The organism is Streptomyces sp. NPDC051133 (assembly GCF_040682635.1).
GTDB lineage: Bacteria > Actinomycetota > Actinomycetes > Streptomycetales > Streptomycetaceae > Streptomyces.
This window is the reverse complement of the sequence record NZ_JBFBBK010000015.1, coordinates 22,604-40,693: the sequence shown is the minus strand read 5'-3', so window position 1 is coordinate 40,693 and position 18,090 is coordinate 22,604. Positions and strand designations below refer to the sequence as shown.

Below are 18,090 nucleotides of genomic sequence, written 5' to 3'. Positions count from 1 at the left end.
CGTGGCCTCGGCCCGCGCCCCGGTCCGGCCGGTTCCGCGCTCGTGGCGTGCGTCGTCCGCATCGCCCGTCGGCGCCGGTGTGCCGTTCGTCGGCGTCATGGCCGTATGTCCTCCGTCGTCCTGCCCGGGTCCTGGTCCCGCGGTACGAAGCCCTGGCGTCGCACCGTCGCCGCGAGCGTACGGTGTCCTGCCTGCTCGGCGAGCACGACCCGCTCCTCGGGCAGGGCGCGCTGCCACCACTCGCCCGCGGCGGCGTCGGCCGTGGCGCGCAGGTCGACGAGGGCGGCGGCGAGGGTCCGGCGGGCGGACTCCAGGGCGCCGGGGGCCGGGTGCGGTTCGGCCAGCAGCCGGGCGGCGTTCTCGCGGGCGCGTTCCGCCGTGCTCAGGGCGTGTTCCAGGCGGTCCCCCGCACGCCGGTTGGTGACGGCGACCGCGGCGACGAAGCCGACCAGCGCGCCGACGAGGGTGTCCGCGACCCGCTCGGTGATCAGCTGCCCGGGATCCTGGTTGCGGGTGAACTCGGTGATGAGCAGGGCCATGGGCGTGACGCAGACGGTGCCCAGCCAGTAGTTCCGGCCGATCAGGGCTTCGGCGCCGAAGTTGAGGGCGACCGAGCACAGCACCAGGGCGACGGGGTGCAGATGGGCGAGCGGGGCGAGGGCGGCGAAGAACAGCACCCCGAGGAGGTTGCCGACGACGCGCTGGACGCCCCGGCTCCAGGTGAGGGTGACGTTGGCCTGGTACAGAGAAGCCGCGGTGACCAGCGCCCAGTAGGGGCGGCCGACGCCCAGGGCGAGGGCGGCGTATCCGGCGAGGGCGCAGCCGGTCGCGGTGCGCGCGGCGAGCGGCACGAGCGGGGCGAGCCGGTGCCCGAGCGGCGGTCGCGGGACCGCGAGTTCGGCGTCCACGCCGAGCAGTTCGTCGGCCGACTCGCGCGGCGGCTCCACGCGCGGTATCCGGCCGGTGCCGCGCAGTTCGCGGGCCCAGGCGCGCAGCCGTGCGGGGTCGGTGTCGGCCGGGGCGGCGAGGGCGACCTCGGCGCGGACGAGGAGCTGTTCGAGGGCGCGCCGGGTGCGGTCGGGCCGGATGCCGGGGGCCAGCAGCGACTGCCAGGCGGCGTGGATGGCCGCGGCACTCGCGGCGCGGGCCCGCGCGTGGCCGTCGGCGGTGCCACGGGTGCCGGCGTACGCGGCGGTGGCGTTCAGCGCCTGGGCGGTGGCACGGCGCTCGGGGCCGTACGGGCGGAGCAGCCCGGGCGCCATGCCGACCAGGTAGGCCCAGGCGCCCGCCGCCAGGGCCAGCCCGAGGTGTCCCGGCACCTGGCCGAGCGTCTGCGGTGCGAACAGCGAGGCGGAGCTGATGAAGGTGAGGACCACGTTCCCGGGCGGCCCGAGCCGGGTGGCGTCGCACACCGCCTTCTGCACGGCCGCCATGACGGCACCGACGGTGACCAGCACGACGGCGTCGGTGGTGAGCGCCGCCGCGACCAGCGAGACGCCGAGGCCGCCGACCATGCCGAGCACGACCCAGGCCAGGACGCGGGCCCGGGCGGCGTAGGGCCGGTTGTGGCCGTAGAGCGCGCACAGGGAGCCCGCCATCGTGTACATGGCCAGGTCGAGGCGGCCGAGTCCCACCAGGATCAGGTTGGGCGGGGCGACCGAGGCGACCACGCTCAGGGCGGGCTTGAACCAGATGTCGGAGGGGCGGCCGAGGCGGAGCACTCCGGCGAGGGGAAGTCGGTGGGTGGTCGCACTGCTCATACCAACAAATTTAGCACGTGTTTTACCAGTGAAATATATGCAGGCCGAATAGGGGGTGACGCCGCGCGAACGCCGGGAGGCGCGCTCACCAGGCGTGCTCCGCCGCATGCTCCCCGTGTACACCCTTGCGCTCGCGTGCGCTCCGTCTGCCGTGGGCATCGCTTCCCTCGACCGACGTCGAACGGGGAGGTGCGCGTGCACGGACCGCTGTCGGCAGCCTGGTTGCTGGTCGCGTTGTGTGCGGCGACCGGGGCCTACTGTCTGCTGCGCATGCGCAGCGGCGTCGAGGAGCAGCGCCGGGCCGCGGGCGGCGAGGCGCTGATGGGCTTCGGCATGGCCGTGATGGCCGTACCGGCGGCGGTGTTCACGCCGCCGAGATGGGCGTGGCCGGTGTACGCGGCGGTGTTCGCCGTGGCGGGGCTGCGCGCGCTGTGGGCGGCGCGCAGCGGCCCGCACCATCTGCACCACCTGGTGGGCACGGGCGCGATGGCCTACATGGCGGTGGCGATGGCCGCCGCGCCGCCCGCCGCGCACCATGTGCACGGCGGCTCGGGGGTGCCCCTCGTGACCGGCGCCCTGTTGCTGTACTTCACGGCGTACGTGCTCCTGTCCGGCGCCCGCCTCGTGCCCACCGCCGTCGCGGTGGCCGGGGCGGGGCCCGCGCGCTGGGGCGACCGCCCGGAGCTGGCGCGGGCGTGCCGGCTGTCCATGGGCATCGGGATGGTGGCGATGCTGCTGACGATGTGAGCCGCCCGGACCCCGGGGCTTCCCGCGCACCTCCATGCCCCGGGCCTCCCGACGCCGGGCCTCCGGTCCCCGGACCTCCCGAACGCCTCCCGAAGCCGGGCCTCCGGTCCCCGGACCTCCCGCGCACCTCCAAGCCCTGGGCCTCCCGCGCACCTCCGGGCTCTGGGCTCCGGGCTCCGGGCTCCGGGCTCCGGGCCGGCCGAACCCGCCCCCTCGGGGAGCCTCCGATCGCGCGCATGCCCTGGCGGCGTCTGCGCGTTGCTTGCGTCACTTCGCCGCCGCGGACCGTACCCGTGGGCGGCCCTGCGCTCATAGGGTGCTGACCATGATGGTCCCCGTGGCCCTGCTGCTGCTCGGCGCCCTGACCGCCGTCGTCGCCCCGCGGCTGCTCGCCCGGGCCGACTGGCCGGATCGTGAACCGGTCGTCGCCCTCTGGGCGTGGCAGTGCGTCGTGGCGGCCGTGCTGCTGTGCTGCGCGCTGTCGATGACGCTCAGCGCGGCGGCGGCCTGGCACGAGGTGCGCGGGCCTGTGTTCGGCTCGGCTCCGCGCGCGGTCGTGGACGCGTACGCGCTCGGTACGGCCGGCCCGTGGGCCGCACCCACCGCCGTGGCGCTCGCCCTCGGCGGGCTGTGGAGTCTCGCGACGCTGGTGCACGAGGTCGTACGGACCCGGGTACGACGGCGCGCCCGGCGGGCCGAACTCCTCGTGCGCGCTCCGCTGCTGCCGGGCGAGGAACCGGCGAGCGGGCGGCTGGTGGTGCTGGAGGGCGACCGCCCCGACGCCTGGTGGCTGCCCGGTGCCGCGCCCCGGCTGGTCGTCACCACGGCCGCTCTGCGGCGCCTGAAAGGCCGTCAACTGGACGCGTTGCTCGCGCATGAGCAGGGACACGCCCAGGCCCGGCACGACTGGCTGCTGCACTGCTCGGCCGCGCTGGCGGGCGGCTTTCCGCAGATCCCGGTGTTCGCCGCGTTCCGCGACGAGATGCACCGGCTGGTCGAGCTGGCCGCGGACGACACGGCCTCCCGGCGGTTCGGCCGCCTGACGACCGCGCTGGCGCTGGTCGAACTCAACGAGGACCGGGGCGTGTTCGGACCCTGTCCGACCCCGCAGGCGTACGTGCCGCAGCGCGTGCACCGGCTGCTCACTCCCCCGGACCGGCTTCCCGCACTGCGCCGGCTGCGCCTGACGGCGACCGCCGCGCTGGTGCCGGTGCTCCCGGTGCTGGTGGCTCTGGTCCCCGGGCTGCGCGCGCTGGGCTGAACCGGTGCCGCCGGACAGGCCGGCCGGGCCGGCCGATCGGCACCGCGCGCGGCGGCGCCACGGTGGCCGACAGCCCTGCCGTGGACGAAGATCGCGGCATGCACCGTAGTCCCACGGCACAGCCGGCACTCCGCACCGCGGCCCTCGTGGCCGTCGCTGTCGGCGTGTGCTGCGCGCTGCTGCTGATCCTGGTCGTGTTCCGGTGGCACCCCCTGCTCGCCCTGGACGGTGACATCGCCCGCACGACCCACCGCTGGGCGGTCCACGACCGGGAGCTGACGCATGTCTTCCGGGTGCTGACGGACTGGGTGTGGGACCCGACGACCATGCGGCTGGCGGGCCTGGCCGCGGCCGTGTGGCTGGTGTGGCGGCACGCGGCCTGGTGGCCGGCGGTCTGGCTGGCGGTCACCTGCGCCGTGGCCTCGGCGGTGCAGCAGGCGCTGAAGGCGGGCGTCGGCCGGCCGCGCCCGGCCTGGCCCGACCCGGTGGACTCGGCCCGCTACGCGGCCTTCCCGTCCGGTCACGCCCTGACGGCCACGGTGGTCTGCGGCCTGCTGCTGTGGCTGCTGCACCGATTCGGCGCGGGGCGCGTCCTGTGGCGTACGGCCGTTACGGCGGCTGTGGTCTCGGTGGTGGGCGTGGGCGTGACCCGGGTGTGGCTGGGCGTCCACTGGCCCTCGGACGTGCTGGGCGGCTGGCTGTTCGGGGCGCTGCTGGTGGCGTCGGCCGTGGGGGTGTACGAGCGGCTGTGCCCCGGCCGAACAGATCGTCCGTCGAATCGGACCGGGTAGAGTCGCGCGCATGGCTGCCGTGTTGTTCGACTTCTCCGGGACGCTGTTCCGCATCGAAAGCACAGAGTCCTGGCTGCGTGCCACGCTGGACGCGACCGGACTGGTCCTGCCGGAACCCGAACTGAAGGAAGCGGCACGGGCGTTGGAGGCGTCCGGCGCGCTGCCGGGCGGCGCGGCGCCGATGGAGGTGCCGGAGGACCTCGCCGCGGCCTGGGCGGTGCGCGACGAGAGCGCGGAACTGCACCGGGCGGCCTACACGGGCCTGTCCCGGCAAGTGCCGCTGCCCGACCCGGAGCTGCACGACGCCCTGTACGAGCGGCACAAGTCCCCGGACGCCTGGGCCCCGTACCCGGACGCCGCCGAGGTGCTGCGCACGCTGCGCGAGCGCGGGATCGGCGTCGGCGTGGTCAGCAACATCGGCTGGGACCTGCGGCCGGTGTTCCGCGCGCACGGGCTCGACGCCTATGTGGACGCCTACGTGCTGTCGTACGAGCACGGTGTGCAGAAGCCGGACCCGAGGCTGTTCTCGGTCGCCTGCGAGGCGCTCGACGTCGATCCCCGCCAGGCGCTGATGGTCGGCGACAGCAGGCCGGCGGACGGCGGCGCCGCCGCGCTCGGCTGCCGGGTGCACTTCGTGGACCACCTGCCGGTGAGCCGCCGCCCCGACGCACTCTTGCCGGTACTGGACTTGATGGGCTGAGTACCCGAACTCGGTTTTTCTGACGGGACGTTGAGCGGGCGTTGTCACCGCACCCCTGCCGCCGGCCGGAGACAGCGGGCAGGACCCTCGACCGCCATGTCCCAGGACGGCCGTGGCGGCGCCCCGCGATGCTCTGAGCGGCCGTTCGTGTCCTCGCACCGTCCGTCTGAGACGATCCCCCGCGTCGCCCCAGACGGACGGCAGCCCTGGACTGGCCCGCGCACAGCGGTGCCTGATGCGTTGAGTATAGTTGGCTGGCAGCCAGTCAACGCAGGAGTTTCAGGATGTCCCCGCGCAGCGCCTCGGTCAACGAAGAGTTGCGGCGGCGTTCCCGGGAGCGGCTGTTGCAGGCCGCCGTGGAACTGGTCGACGAGCGCGGCTTCGAGGCGACGACTCTGGGCGACATCGCGGACCGTGCCGGTTCGGCGCGCGGTCTGGTGTCGTACTACTTCCCCGGCAAGCGCCAGTTGGTGCAGTCGGCCGTGCACCGGCTGATGCACCGCACGCTGGAGGAGGCGCTGGAGCGCGAACCGCGGACCGACGACGGGCGGGAGCGCCTCGCCCGGGCCATCGACGCGATCCTCGGACTGGCCCACGATCGGCCCGTTCTGATGCGTCAGCACATGGCCGGACTGCTGCAGGCCGAGGGCTTCGTGCAGTGCCCGGAGCAGCGGCGGCTGTCGGAGCTGCTCGGCGACACCGTCGCCCGGTACGGCTCCGAGGACGTCTCGGCCGACTATCCGATGCTGCGGGCACTGCTGATGGGCGCGGTGTACTCGGCGCTGGTGCCGGGGGTGCCGATGCCCGTTCCGGCGCTGCGGGCCGAACTGTTCCAGCGGTACCGGCTCGACTGGGAGCTGGGCGTACCGCCGGAGAGCGGCACCGGTGCGGGGGCGCGGGAGCAGGACCTGTCCCGGTTCTTCGCCACGGAGGAGCGGCCGAGCAGTCCCTGAGGGGCCCGGCCTCGGACTCCCCGGGGCAAGTGACGTGGTCAGCGGCGGGCGTGACGAGGGGTCAGATAGCCCGCGTCCCGCGCCTGGGCGATCAGCCTGAGGGAGCGGCGGCGGCTGTGACCGGTCGCGCGCATCACGGCGAGCACCGGGTCGGCACCGTCCTCCTGCGCGGCGCGGTATTCCTGCGCGGCGCGCCGGCGGCCCTCCATGCCGCGCGGCCAGGCGGGACGGGCACGCGGCATGGAGGGCCGCGCACCGGTGTACGGGGCTTCCCCGCCGACGGCGCGGGGAGTCGACCCGCCGACGACCTGGGGAGTCGACCCGCCGACGACCTGGGGAGTCGGCCCGCCTGCCCCGGGACTCCTCCCGCCCGCATCCTCGGGGCACGCCTCGCTCGCACCCTCGGGGCGTCCGCCGCCCGCGCCCTCGCGGCATCCCTCGGCCCCGCCCACAGGACGCCCGCCGCCCGCACCCTCGGGGCACGCCTCGCCCGCACCCTCAGCTCGTTCCCCGCCGTCGCCCTCGCGCCATTCCTCGGCCCCGCCCCCGTACCCATGACGCCTTCCGCCCGCGCTCTCCATCCGCACCCCGCACGCCTCGGACAGCGGCCGGCGGATCCAGTCCGCGAGCGCCGCCAGGTCGGCGAGGGAGAGGGCGGGCTGGGCCTGGACGTCCTCGATGGACACGCCTCCCCCGCTCACCACGGCCAGGGCGTCGACCCGGGCGCCGTCGGGGAAGGCCAGCCGCACCTGGTACCAGGACGTGATGCCGGCATGTTCCCGCACCTGCCACGCGGGCCGCACGGACACCGCGCCGTCCTCCGCGTTCCGCCCGGAAAGACCGAGAAACGATGCTTTCAGCACACGCGGAACGTAGTCGCGCGCTCACCCTCCATACGGAGGGACACGCACCGGACTCACCCCTCCGGCCTCTGCCGTCGCGCCCGGGGCGGTGCCATGCTGGAACGGTCCGCACGCCACCTCCTCGGGCAAGGGGTACCGCTGTGTTGCGTGTCGCCGTCGTCGGATCCGGGCCCAGCGGGTGTTACACCGCGCAGAGCCTGGTGCAGCGCGATCCCGGAGTGTGCGTGGACGTCCTGGACCGGCTGCCGTGCCCGTACGGGCTGGTGCGCTACGGCGTCGCCCCGGACCACGAGAAGATCAAGTCGCTCCAGGGCAGCCTCCGCACGGTGCTGGAGCACGAGCGCGTGCGGTTCCTGGGCGGGGTCCTGGTGGGCGCCCCGGGCGGGCTGCCGGTGGAGCGGCTGCGGGAGCTGTACCACGCGGTGGTGTACTGCGTGGGCGCGGCGGGCGACCGCCGGCTCGGCATCCCCGGCGAGGACCTGCCGGGCAGCTGGTCGGCGACCGAGTTCGTGTCCTGGTACAGCGCGCATCCGGACGCGGCCGACGCGGGCTTCCTGCGCGGGGTGCGTTCGGTGGTGGTGATCGGGGTGGGCAACGTGGCGGTCGACGTCACGCGGATGCTCGTCCGGGGCGCCGCCGAGCTGCGCCCGACGGACATCCCGCAGGCGGCACTGGACGCTCTCGCGGCGAGCGGCATCACCGAGGTGCACATGGTGGGCCGGCGCGGCCCGGCACAGGCCCGCTTCACCACCAAGGAGCTGCGTGAGCTGGGCGCGCTGCCCGGCACCGACGTCGTGGTGGACCCGGCCGAGCTGGCGCTGGACGCGGTCGAACCCGGCGCGCTACCCGCCGTCCAGCGGCGCAATGTGGAGGTGCTGCGCGACTGGGCCGACCGGCCCGCCGCGAAGGCCGACCGGCGGGTGAGCCTGCGGTTCTTCCTGCGCCCGGTGGAACTGCTCGCCGGCGACGACAGCTCGCCGCTGGGCGGCGGGCGGGTGGGTGCCGTCCGGTTCGAACGGACGGTGCCGGACGGGTGCGGCGGTGTGCGGGGCACGGGCCGGTACGAGGACGTGCCCGCGCAGTTGGTGCTGCGCTCGGTGGGCTATCGCGGGGTGCCGCTGGACGGGCTGCCGTTCGACGCGGCGGCCGGCACGGTGCCGCACACGGAGGGGCGCGTCGTCCGGGGCGGCTCGCCCTCCCCCGGCGAGTACGTCGCCGGGTGGATCAAGCGCGGTCCGACGGGCGTGATCGGCACCAACCGGCCCTGCGCCAAGGAGACGGTGACCTCGCTGCTCGCGGACGCTCCCGCGCTGGAGACCAGGGACGTGGCGGCGGATCCGGTCCGGGCCCTGCGGGCGGCCGGTGTGGATCCGGTGCCCTGGGGCGGCTGGCTGGCGATCGAGCGGGCCGAGGCCGAACTGGGCGCGCGGCTCGGGCGCGGGGTGGTCAAACTGGCCGACTGGGACACGCTGCTCACGGCGGCGCGGTCGGCGTAGCGGACGGTACGCCGGCGCCTCGGACCGTACGGCCGGCGCCTCGGATCGCACGGCCGGGACGGCAGGCGGGCGAGCGGGACGGCCGGGCGGAGCGGGACGGCCGGTCGCAGCAGGCGCGGGGCCGCCGCGGCCGCGGGGACCGTGGCCGTACCTCAGACGTCGTCGCCGAGCCGGCCGGCCTGCCGGTCCGCGGCGGCGAGGAGGCTGTCGAGGAGGCCCGGGAAGAGGTCGTCCAGATCGTCCCGGCGCAGGGCGTTCATCTTCGCCGTGCCCCGGTAGACCTGCCGGACGACCCCGCTCTCGCGCAGTACCCGGAAGTGGTGCGTGGTGGTGGACTTGGTCACCGGCAGGTCGAAGTACGAGCAGGACAACTCCCCTTCTCCGTCGGCCAATTCGCGGACGATCCGCAGGCGCATCGGGTCGGAGAGCGCGTGCAGCACGCCTTCCAGCCGGATCTCCTCCCGCTCCGGGTGCGGCAGCGCACGTCCGGCGGTGGCGGTGTCGGTCACGGCGGCTGCCCTCCGTCGGGGATCCTTTCGGCTGTGAGCATTGTACGAGAGGCATCGTAGTTTGACATCCGTCGTAGTACGAGGGTTATCGTACGAACCTGTCTGCGGTACCTGACGAACGGAGTCGTCGTGAGCGCGCTCTTCGAGAGCATCACCCTGCGTGAACTGACCATCCCGAACCGGGTGTGGATGGCCCCGATGTGCCAGTACTCGGCCGCGCCGGAGGGCCCGCTCACCGGCGCCCCCGCCGACTGGCACTTCGCGCACTACGCGGCGCGCGCCGCCGGCGGCACCGGCCTGATCGTCGTCGAGGCCACCGCGGTCTCGCCCGAGGGACGGATCTCCCCCTACGACCTCGGCCTGTGGAACGACACCCAGGTGGAGGCCTTCCGCCGGATCACCGGCTTCCTCGCCGCCCAGGGCACCGTGCCCGGGATCCAGCTCGCGCACGGCGGGCGCAAGGCCTCCACCGACCAGCCGTGGAAGGGCGGCGCACCGGTCGGACCGGACGCGCACGGCTGGCAGCCGGTGGCGCCGAGCGCCGTGCCCTTCGACGAGCGCCACCCGGTGCCCACCGAGCTGACGGCCGATCAGATTGGCGACATCGTCGGCCAGTTCGCCGCCGCGGCCCGCCGGGCGCTCGCCGCCGGCTTCGAGGTCGCCGAGATCCACGGCGCCCACGGCTACCTGGTCAACGAGTTCCTCTCCCCGCACTCCAACCACCGCACCGACGGCTACGGCGGCTCGTACGAGAACCGGACCCGGTTCGCCCTCGAGGTCGTCGACGCCGTACGCGAGGTGTGGCCCGAGGACAGGCCGGTGTTCTTCCGGATCTCGGCCACCGACTGGCTCCAGGACGGCGGCTGGACCGCGGAGGACACCGTCCGCTTCGCCCGCGACCTGCACGCCCACGGTGTCGACCTGCTCGACGTCTCCACCGGCGGCAACGTCTCCGGCGCGACCATCCCGACGGGACCGGGCTACCAGGTGCCGTTCGCCGCCCGGGTGAAGGCCGAGACACCGCTGCCGGTCGCCGCCGTCGGCCTGATCACCGAGGCCGGGCAGGCCCAGAAGATCCTCGCCAACGGCGAGGCCGACGCCGTGCTGCTGGGCCGGGAGCTGCTGCGCAGCCCCTCCTGGGCCCGGCAGGCGGCCCGGGAGCTGGGCGGCGAGGTACGGGTGCCGGACCAGTACCACCGGTCGGTCTGAGGCCGAGACGGGCACCGCCCATCCGGCGCCCGACCCCGGGGCGGGTATACCGTCTGTCCGCAGGTCGCCTCATGTGCGGCCGGCCAGCGGCCCGCCCGCGGCTCAGGCCGGCAGCAGTCGGCCGATCGTCTCCTCCAGGCGGGGCAGCGTCCGCTGTCCCGCCAGCGCCAGGGCGATCGCGGCCACGACCCCCGCCCAGGCGACCGGGCCGAGCGGGGTGCACCCGAAGGCGCGGCTGACGCCGGGGGTCTGGACGACGGCGACCAGCGCGACGGCGGAGCCCAGCGAGGTGATCTGCACCAGCCGGCTGTCGCGCCGGTCGAGGAGGGTCTGCACCAGCTGGGTCCCGACCACGCCGCACAGGGCCATCGTGCTGGAGCGGCGGGCGGTGCCCGGCGTGAAGCGGCCGATCAGCCAGGCCGTGACCGCGCCGAGGCAGGTGGTGAGGGCGCGGTGCCGGATCTGCCGCAGCAGCGGTTCGCCCAGCACGCCGGCGGCCTCCTCCACGTTGGTGAGGTCCGCCTCGCCCTCCTTCTCGGTCACCGCCACCGCCATCGACGGGAACAGGTCGGTGAACAGGTTCACCATCAGCATCTGCCGGGTGGACAGCGGCGCCCGGCCGGACAGCAGCGTGCCGAGGATGCCGAAGCCGACCTCGCCGGCGTTGCCGCCGATCAGGATGGCGATGGCGTCGGCGACGCTGTGCCACAGGGCGCGGCCCTCGCCGACCGCGTCGATCAGGACCGTCAGGTCGTCGTCGGTGAGGACGATGTCGGCGGCGTTGCGCGCGGCGGCCGAGCCCCGCGCGTTGATGCCGACGCCGATGTCGGCGGCACGGATGGCGGCGGCGTCGTTGGCGCCGTCACCGACCATGCCGACCACCCGGCCCGCGTCCCGCAGCGCCTCCACGACCTGCAGTTTCTGCTCGGGCGCCACGCGGGCCACCACGCCCGCGTCGCGCAGCATCCGCGCCCGGGCCGCCCGGTCGGCCGCCGCCAGCTCGTCCCCGGTGACCACCACGGTGTCCTCGGGCCAGCCGAGGTCGGCGGCGATGGCCCGCGCGGTCTGCGGGTGGTCGCCGGTGAGCATGACCGGGCGTACGCCGGCCTGGTTCAGGCCGCTCACGAGTGCCGTGGAGGTCTCGCGCGGTACGTCGGACAGCGCCAGCAGCCCGGTGAACTCCAGGCCTTCCAGGGGCTGTTCGAGTACGTCGGACTCCTTGTCGGCCGCGCCGAGCCGCCGTTCGGCCACCGCCAGGACCCGCAGGCCGTCCCCGGCGAGTGAGTGCGCCGCGTCGGAGGCGTGCTCGGGGAGACCGGTGCAGGCGGGCAGCACGGTCTCCGGGGCGCCCTTGACCACGAGGACGAGCGGTCCGTCGCCACTGCGGCCGACGGCGGCGGCGTATCCGCGCGCGGCCTCGAAGGGCAGGTCCGCGACCTCCGTCCACTCCGGGTCGGGGTCCGCGGCGGCCAGCACGGCCTCGTCGGTGGCGTGCACCGGCCGGTCGGAGTCGCCGTTCAGCCGCGGGCAGGCGCGCGCGGCGGCCCGGATGGTGCCGGCGGACCCGGCGTCGTCCACCGGGCGGACCGTTCCCTCGGCGTCCGAGGTGCGCACCAGCCGCAGCCGGTTCTCGGTGAGGGTGCCGGTCTTGTCGAAGCAGATGGTGTCCATGCGGCCCAGCGCCTCGAGCGTGCGCGGGGTGCGGACGAGGACGCCGCCACGGCTCAGCCGCCGGGCCGCCGCCAGTTGTGCGACCGTCGCCACCAGCGGCAGGCCCTCGGGTACGGCGGCCACGGCCACCGCCACACCGCCGCTGACCGCCTCCCGGATCGGGGTGCCGCGCAGCAGCGCGAGACCGGTCACCGCGGCACCGCCCGCCAGGGTCAACGGCAGTGCCTTGCGCGTGAGTTCCTGCAGCCGGGCCTGCACGCCGCCGGCCGGCGGCGTGCGCGCGGCGAGGTGGACGGCGCGTGCCGCCTCGGTGTGCTCGCCGGTGTCCACCACGACGGCCCGCGCCTCGCCCGCCACCACGGTCGTGCCCTCGAAGACCATGCAGCTCCGGTCGGCGACCGCCGCGTGCGGGGTGGGGTCGGTCTGCTTCTCCACGGGCAGCGACTCACCGGTCAGCGCCGACTCGTCCACCTCGAGGCCGTCCTGCCACAGCAGTCGGCCGTCGGCGGGCACGACGTCGTCGCCCTTCAGCTGGATCACGTCACCGGGCCGCAGCTTGCCCGCTTCCACGGTGCGGGTGCCGCCGGCCGGTGCCTCGTCCCGTGGCGGTACGACCCGTGCCTTCTGCTTCTGCTCCGCGACCAGCCCGGACAGCGCCCGTTCGGCGCGCAGCCGCTGGATGCCGCCGACCAGGGCGTTGAGATCGAGGGCGCCGACGACCAGCAGGGCGTCCACGACCGAGCCGAGGATGGCCGAGGCCGCCGACCCCACCGCCAGGACCGGGGTGAGCGGGTCGTGGAGTTCTCCGCGGACGGCCTGGCCGAGCTGGTAGGACCAGCGGGCCGGGGCGACGGCCGGGTGCCTGGAGACGGTCCCGGCCGCTTTGCGGACACGGGCGGTCAGTTCCTCGAAACGGGTGTGCTCGGCGGTCGGCCGGTGTTCCAGCCGGTCACGGGCCTCGTCGGGGTCCAGCTCGTGCCAGTGGACGCGCGGATGCGGGTGCGGCGCCCGGGCCGCCGCCACGCCGAGGGCGGCCCGCGCCCCGGAGATCAGGGCGGAGGCGGCGGCCGCGTCGACGGGTGCGTGCCGGAACCCCGGCAGCACGGCGAGGCGCCCGCGTCCGCCCTTCGACTCGCCGACGGCCACCAGCAGCCCGGACAGCGCGGCGCCGGAGCGGGCCAGGGTCTGGGCGCGCCGCCCGACCCCGCGTGCGGCCCGGACGGCGGTCAGCACCCGCCACACGTCGGGCAGGCCGTGCAGGGCCAGGATGTCCGCGCCCCATACGGCCGCGCCGTCGCGATCCGTGAGGGCGACGGCGATGTCGGCGGCGCGCAGCGCGGCCAGCACATCGTGTTCCTCCGCCGCGCGCACCCGGGCGACCGTGAGCACCGCGCCCGTGTCACCACCTGCCTCGCAGACGACGTCGTCCAGCGGCCGGCGCGCGTCCACGACCTGGTCGGCGAGCCCGGTGAAGTCCTCCAGGGCGGGGTCGTCCACGACCACCACGCGCAGTCCGGCCCGGCGGGCGGCGTCCAGCACCGGCTCGGCCCAGGGGTCCGCCTCGCCGTCGTCGGTGCGCAGCGCGCTGGGGTGCAGGACGACCGTGCCTGCCATCTCCAGCTGGCGCAGCCGCTCGGGGTCGCGCACCAGCACGCCGGTGCGGGCCAGGGCCGCGCTGAGGAGGGCGTGGAAGGCCGCGGGGCCGTAGCGGGCGGCCTTGGGCGAGCCGGCGAGCACCGCCTCCGCCGCCTCGGCGCCGTCGTGCTTGACGAGCAGGGTGGCCGCCGCGCCCAGCACACTGCCGGCGGAGGCGTGGGCGGCGTACTCCTGCGCCGGGGAGACCCGAAGCGGCGGACGCGGGGCGCCTTCCCCGGCGAGGCTGAGCCGGTCCGGCGCGCACAGCCGGTCGTGCACCCGGTCGAAGGCGGTGGCGCGGGCCACGGTCTCCCACACCTGGCAGGCCCGCAGGGTGCCGTCGAGCACGAGGGAGGTGGGGGTCTGGCCGGCACCGTGGACGACGGCGTTGGCGGAGGCCAGCATCAGGTCCATCCGGGTGTCGCCGAGCCGGTCACGCAGCCAGGCGCGAAAGCGCGGGTTCTCCCGCAGCAGGGTCACCACCGCGGTCACCACGCGGGGCGAGGGCGGCAGCCGCATCGCGTACGCGGCGAGCCCGGCGCCGATGCCCACCACGTCGACCGCGAGCGTGGCCGCCGCGGCCCGCACTCCGGCCGGGTCGGCCGGGTGCGTGGTGTCGTCCACGTCGGCGCCGGAGAGGGTCAGCCCGTGCCGCTCGGCCAGTTCGGCCGCGTGCTCCACGACCCGGTCGGTGGCCTCCTCCTCGGTGGCGGTCACCACCAGACGGGCGAGCCCCTGGTCCCAGTAGGCGACCACTACGTCGGGCCGCTCGGCCAGGGCCGCGGCCACCCGTCGGCCCAGATGCGCGGTGCCCCCCGCGCGCTGCACCAGTTCCTGCTCCACCGGGCGCAGGGCCAGGTGCGCGCGGGTGCCGGAGCGCCAGTGGCCACCGGTGCCCGGCAGCGCGTTGCGTGCGACCCGGGCGACCCGCCCGGCGGCGTCGGCGCTGCGCACCCCGGCGCGGGCCGTTCCGGCGGCGGCACCGGCGGCCACCCCGACCGCCGGTGCCGCCGCCCGGGCGAGCAGCCGCGGGACCGCGGGCAGCAGGCGGGCGGCGGCCGCGGGCGCCGTCAGCAGACCGAGCACCATGGCCCTCCTCAGAGCGTCGTGCGGTCGGGCCGCGCGGTGGGGCCGAGCGGCCCTCCTGCCGTCCTGGGCGGTGCCGCCCCGGCCCCTTCGGCGGCCTCGGCATGCGCGGACTTCCTGGCGCCGTGGGCGCCCCGGGCCACGCCGGGCGCCTCACCACTGCCGGACCTCAGCGCCGCCGTGCCCAGGTCGTGCGCGGGCTCCTGCCCGGCGAACCACTGATCACCGTCCCCCTTGTGGCCGGGCTTGGGCTGGGTGAGCCAGGCCACGGCCGCGCCGGTGACGGCCACCGGCCACTCCACGACGCCCGCGGCGCCGAGCAGCCCGGCACCGGCGTACACCGCCATGCGCCGGCCGCGCGGCGACACCGCGCCGACCTTGTCCAGCGTTCCCTCCGCGGCCCTGCCCACCATCGCGGCGCCGGGCACCTTGCGCAGGACCGAGGCCGCGCCGCGCAGGGGCGCCGTGAGGACCGACGACGACTTCTGCTCAGCCATGACTCTCCTCGGGTGAGTTCCGCCTTCCGTGGCCGCCGAGTGCCCACGATCCCGCTGGTCATCCCCGCGTTTCCCCAGCAACGTCACCTCTTCCCAGGGAACGCCGCAGACCGCGTCCCCGCCACCCGCACCGGGCGCCCGCCCCCTGCGCGGCGGCACCGCGCACCAGCCGATCCGGGACCGCACTCCTGCTGCTCAGCTTCCACAGGGGACACGGGTTTCGGCTCGTCCCCCGGCACGGCAGACCGCCAGGGCTGCGGGCAGGATCCGCGCGTCGCTCAGGAACGTGCGCTCGGCCGGTCCTTCCCCGCACCGTCACCGAGGCCCGAGGACGTGGCCAGCTCCCGCCGGTACTCGGCGTACGCCCGGCGCAGGGTGTCCCCGGGCCAGCCGGGGGGCAGCAGGGCCGGGGGCAGGACGGGGTCGGCGAGCAGGTGGCGTACGGCGGCCGCGTAGACGGTGAGGCGGCCGGCCGGGTGGTGCGCCGCGCTCGCATGAGCGAGCAGGGACCGGGCGCCTGCCGCCCAGGTGTCCAGCGGCCAGAGCCGGGTGACCAGGTCGCGCGCGGGCTCGTCGGGGCGGGCGACGCAGGTGACGGCCACCTCGCGCAGGCCGTGGGGCAGGGTGCGGTCGAGGTTGGCCGGGCGCAGCCACACGCCCTCGCGGAGTTCGGCGAGGCGCAGGGTGGTCAACCGGCCGCGCAGGTCGGCGCGTTCGGCGGGGCCGCGGCCGGTCGCCGTGATCAGCACCATCTCCCAGTCGCCGTCCCACGCGCGCGTGCGCGGGTGCAGCGCCTCGTCCTGGCGGCGTTGGCGGGCGAGCAGCCGGTCGCTGAGGCCGTACACGGCGTCCGTGCGTCTGAGATCACCCGCGGCCACCATCCGGCTGAGTGCGGCCCGCAGGGTGGAGCCGCCGATCCCGAAGGGCTCCACCAGCCCGATCAGGTCCTTCACCGGCAGCTCCGGCGGATGCGCGCCGAGGAGCAGGCTGAGGACCACCGAGCGCGCGGACAGCGGACGCAGGGGCGCCTCGCCCGCCTCGGCCGCCTCGCCCGTCACGTTCGTCCGCATGGGCACGTACTGTACGTCGGCCCTCGTGTTGCAGTATTGCTACGACCGCAGGAAGAGTGCAACATGACGGCATGGCCTCGACACCGGAACTGCCGCAGCTCACCACCCACGACGTCACCAACCAGCCCCCGCCTTCGGCGCCGTACGACGCCTCCGACGACCGGGCCCTGCTGGAGGGGCTGCGCCGGGAGGGCGCCGGCTGGGCCGAGGAAGACATCCGGCGGCTGGGCGTGCGGGCCGGCAGCGCGGAGGCGCAGGAGTGGGGCGAGCAGGCGAACCGGCACGAGCCGGAACTGCGCACCCACGACCGCTACGGCCACCGGATCGACGAGGTGGAGTTCCACCCCAGCTGGCACCATCTGATGCGCACCGCGGTCGCCGAGGGCCTGGCCGGGGCCCCGTGGGCGGACGAGCGGCCCGGCGCCCATGTGGCCCGTACCGCGGGCGGGCTGGTGTGGGGGCACACGGAGGCGGGGCACGGCTGCCCGACGTCGATGACGTACGCCGCCGTCCCCGCGCTGCGCGCCCAGCCGGATCTGGCCAAGGTCTACGAGCCGCTGCTCACCAGCCGGGAGTACGACCCGCGCCTGCGCGTGCCGGCCGAGAAGCCGGGGCTGCTCGCCGGGATGGGCATGACCGAGAAGCAGGGCGGCTCGGACGTCCGGACGAACACCACCACGGCCACACCCACCGGCGAGCCCGGCGTGTACACGCTGCGCGGGCACAAGTGGTTCACGTCGGCGCCGATGTGCGACGTCTTCCTGGTCCTCGCGCAGGCCCCGGGCGGGCTGTCGTGCTTCCTGGTGCCGCGGATCCTGCCGGACGGCAGCCGCAACACCTTCCGCATCCAGCGGCTGAAGGACAAGCTCGGCAACCGCTCCAACGCGTCCTCCGAGCCGGAGTTCGACCGGACCGTGGCCTGGCTCGTGGGGCCGGAGGGACGGGGTGTGAAGACCATCATCGAGATGGTCAACTGCACCCGGCTGGACTGCGTGATGTCCTCGGCGACCCTGATGCGCAAGACGCTCGTCGAGGCGGGGCACCACGCGCGTCACCGCAGCGCGTTCGGCGCCCGGCTGATCGACCAGCCGCTGATGCGCAACGTACTGGCCGATCTCGCGCTGGAGTCGGAGGCGGCGACGACGCTGACGCTGCGGCTGGCCGGCGCGGCGGACCGGGCGGTGCGCGGGGACGCCGGGGAGCGGGCGTTCCGCCGGATCGCCACCGCCGTCGGCAAGTACTGGGTCACCAAGCGAGGCCCGGCGTTCACCGCCGAGGCCCTGGAGTGCCTGGGCGGCAACGGCTATGTCGAGGAGTCCGGCATGCCCCGGCACTACCGGGAGGCCCCCCTGCTGTCGATCTGGGAGGGCTCGGGAAACGTCAACGCGCTCGACGTGCTGCGCGCCCTGGGCCGCGAACCGGACAGCGCCGAGGCCCTGTTCACCGAACTCGACCTCGCGCGCGGGGCCGACGCCCGGCTGGACGCGACCGTGTCCGCTCTGAAGGAGCAGGTGGCCGGAACCGATCAGGCGGGCGCCCGCCGCCTGGTCGAGCGGATGGCGCTCGCCCTCCAGGCCTCGCTGCTGGTCCGGCACGCCCCGCCCCCGGTCGCGGACGCCTTCTGCGCGACCCGGCTGGGCGGCGACTGGGGGCACGCCTTCGGCACACTGCCCCCCGGGACCGGCCTCGAGGCGATCCTGGAGCGGTCGCTGCCCGGCCTGAACTGATCCCCCTCCCGCACGCCTGCGCGTGCCGCCCGCCCGTGGCCGGTGACAGCCGACGGATCGCACACAGTCAGCGCCCGGCTCCGGACCGTTGTCAGTGCCGTGGTGCACACTCGCG

At 75.5% G+C, this 18,090-nt stretch carries 14 protein-coding genes; 8 read left to right on the top strand and 6 right to left on the bottom strand.

Features of this window, described 5'->3' with window-relative positions; all coding sequences use genetic code 11:
- Positions 1–95 precede the first annotated feature (95 nt).
- Positions 96–1,760 carry an FUSC family protein gene (locus tag AB0N17_RS17345; protein WP_366012161.1) on the bottom strand — a complete coding sequence of 555 codons (1,665 nt, stop codon included), beginning with the start codon at positions 1,758–1,760 and terminating at the stop codon, positions 96–98.
- Positions 1,761–1,955: 195 nt separating this feature from the next.
- On the opposite strand from AB0N17_RS17345, the gene AB0N17_RS17340 reads away from it, so the two are divergent.
- The 5 genes from AB0N17_RS17340 to AB0N17_RS17320 all read left to right on the top strand — a co-directional run bounded on the left by AB0N17_RS17340 (position 1,956) and on the right by AB0N17_RS17320 (position 6,212).
- Positions 1,956–2,507: a DUF5134 domain-containing protein gene (locus AB0N17_RS17340; RefSeq protein WP_366012160.1), complete on the top strand. Its 552-nt coding sequence runs from the start codon at positions 1,956–1,958 to the stop codon at positions 2,505–2,507.
- 325 nt (positions 2,508–2,832) lie between these two features.
- Positions 2,833–3,768, top strand: a complete 936-nt coding sequence (locus tag AB0N17_RS17335) for a M56 family metallopeptidase (protein ID WP_366012159.1) — start codon at positions 2,833–2,835, stop codon at positions 3,766–3,768.
- A 98-nt stretch (positions 3,769–3,866) separates the two neighbouring features.
- Positions 3,867–4,559, top strand: coding sequence for a phosphatase PAP2 family protein (locus AB0N17_RS17330; RefSeq protein ID WP_366012158.1), 693 nt, complete (start codon positions 3,867–3,869; stop codon positions 4,557–4,559).
- Positions 4,560–4,569: 10 nt separating this feature from the next.
- Positions 4,570–5,259 (top strand): HAD-IA family hydrolase, encoded by a 690-nt coding sequence (locus AB0N17_RS17325; protein ID WP_366012157.1) that lies wholly within the window; start codon positions 4,570–4,572, stop codon positions 5,257–5,259.
- 284 nt (positions 5,260–5,543) lie between these two features.
- Positions 5,544–6,212 (top strand): helix-turn-helix domain-containing protein, encoded by a 669-nt coding sequence (locus AB0N17_RS17320; RefSeq protein WP_366012156.1) that lies wholly within the window; start codon positions 5,544–5,546, stop codon positions 6,210–6,212.
- 38 nt (positions 6,213–6,250) lie between these two features.
- Here AB0N17_RS17320 and AB0N17_RS17315 read toward each other — a convergent pair whose 3' ends face one another.
- On the bottom strand, positions 6,251–7,015 hold the full coding sequence (locus AB0N17_RS17315) for a DUF6214 family protein (protein ID WP_366012286.1): 765 nt from the start codon (positions 7,013–7,015) through the stop codon (positions 6,251–6,253).
- Between the two features lie 200 nt (positions 7,016–7,215).
- On the opposite strand from AB0N17_RS17315, the gene AB0N17_RS17310 reads away from it, so the two are divergent.
- A complete protein-coding gene (locus AB0N17_RS17310; protein ID WP_366012155.1) occupies positions 7,216–8,571 on the top strand; it encodes an FAD-dependent oxidoreductase in 1,356 nt (451 codons plus the stop codon).
- A 152-nt stretch (positions 8,572–8,723) separates the two neighbouring features.
- On the opposite strand, the gene AB0N17_RS17305 is transcribed toward AB0N17_RS17310, so the two are convergent.
- Positions 8,724–9,080: a helix-turn-helix domain-containing protein gene (locus tag AB0N17_RS17305; protein ID WP_366012154.1), complete on the bottom strand. Its 357-nt coding sequence runs from the start codon at positions 9,078–9,080 to the stop codon at positions 8,724–8,726.
- Positions 9,081–9,209: 129 nt separating this feature from the next.
- Between AB0N17_RS17305 and AB0N17_RS17300 the strand changes: the two genes are divergently transcribed.
- Positions 9,210–10,289: an NADH:flavin oxidoreductase/NADH oxidase gene (locus tag AB0N17_RS17300; protein WP_366012153.1), complete on the top strand. Its 1,080-nt coding sequence runs from the start codon at positions 9,210–9,212 to the stop codon at positions 10,287–10,289.
- Positions 10,290–10,391: 102 nt separating this feature from the next.
- Here AB0N17_RS17300 and AB0N17_RS17295 read toward each other — a convergent pair whose 3' ends face one another.
- The 3 genes from AB0N17_RS17295 to AB0N17_RS17285 form a co-directional block, all read right to left on the bottom strand.
- Complete coding sequence (locus AB0N17_RS17295) at positions 10,392–14,684, bottom strand: cation-translocating P-type ATPase (RefSeq protein WP_366012152.1); 4,293 nt, start codon at positions 14,682–14,684, stop codon at positions 10,392–10,394.
- Positions 14,685–14,692: 8 nt separating this feature from the next.
- Positions 14,693–15,178, bottom strand: coding sequence for a hypothetical protein (locus AB0N17_RS17290; RefSeq protein WP_366012151.1), 486 nt, complete (start codon positions 15,176–15,178; stop codon positions 14,693–14,695).
- Positions 15,179–15,456: 278 nt separating this feature from the next.
- Complete coding sequence (locus tag AB0N17_RS17285; RefSeq protein ID WP_366012150.1) at positions 15,457–16,248, bottom strand: PaaX family transcriptional regulator C-terminal domain-containing protein; 792 nt, start codon at positions 16,246–16,248, stop codon at positions 15,457–15,459.
- Positions 16,249–16,319: 71 nt separating this feature from the next.
- Here AB0N17_RS17285 and AB0N17_RS17280 point away from each other — a divergent pair, with 71 nt between their 5' ends.
- A complete protein-coding gene (locus AB0N17_RS17280; protein WP_366012148.1) occupies positions 16,320–17,975 on the top strand; it encodes a DNA alkylation response protein in 1,656 nt (551 codons plus the stop codon).
- The last annotated feature ends 115 nt before the right edge of the window (positions 17,976–18,090 follow it).

Excerpts from the sequence above, each read along its gene's own strand:
- AB0N17_RS17345 (WP_366012161.1), bottom strand. The coding sequence starts at position 1,760 with ATGAGCAGTGCGACCACCCACCGACTTCCCCTCGCCGGAGTGCTCCGC.
- AB0N17_RS17335 (WP_366012159.1), top strand. The coding sequence starts at position 2,833 with ATGATGGTCCCCGTGGCCCTGCTGCTGCTCGGCGCCCTGACCGCCGTC.
- AB0N17_RS17330 (WP_366012158.1), top strand. The coding sequence starts at position 3,867 with ATGCACCGTAGTCCCACGGCACAGCCGGCACTCCGCACCGCGGCCCTC.
- AB0N17_RS17325 (WP_366012157.1), top strand. The coding sequence starts at position 4,570 with ATGGCTGCCGTGTTGTTCGACTTCTCCGGGACGCTGTTCCGCATCGAA.
- AB0N17_RS17320 (WP_366012156.1), top strand. The coding sequence starts at position 5,544 with ATGTCCCCGCGCAGCGCCTCGGTCAACGAAGAGTTGCGGCGGCGTTCC.
- AB0N17_RS17295 (WP_366012152.1), bottom strand. The coding sequence starts at position 14,684 with ATGGTGCTCGGTCTGCTGACGGCGCCCGCGGCCGCCGCCCGCCTGCTG.
- AB0N17_RS17290 (WP_366012151.1), bottom strand. The coding sequence starts at position 15,178 with ATGGCTGAGCAGAAGTCGTCGTCGGTCCTCACGGCGCCCCTGCGCGGC.
- AB0N17_RS17285 (WP_366012150.1), bottom strand. The coding sequence starts at position 16,248 with ATGCGGACGAACGTGACGGGCGAGGCGGCCGAGGCGGGCGAGGCGCCC.
- AB0N17_RS17280 (WP_366012148.1), top strand. The coding sequence starts at position 16,320 with ATGGCCTCGACACCGGAACTGCCGCAGCTCACCACCCACGACGTCACC.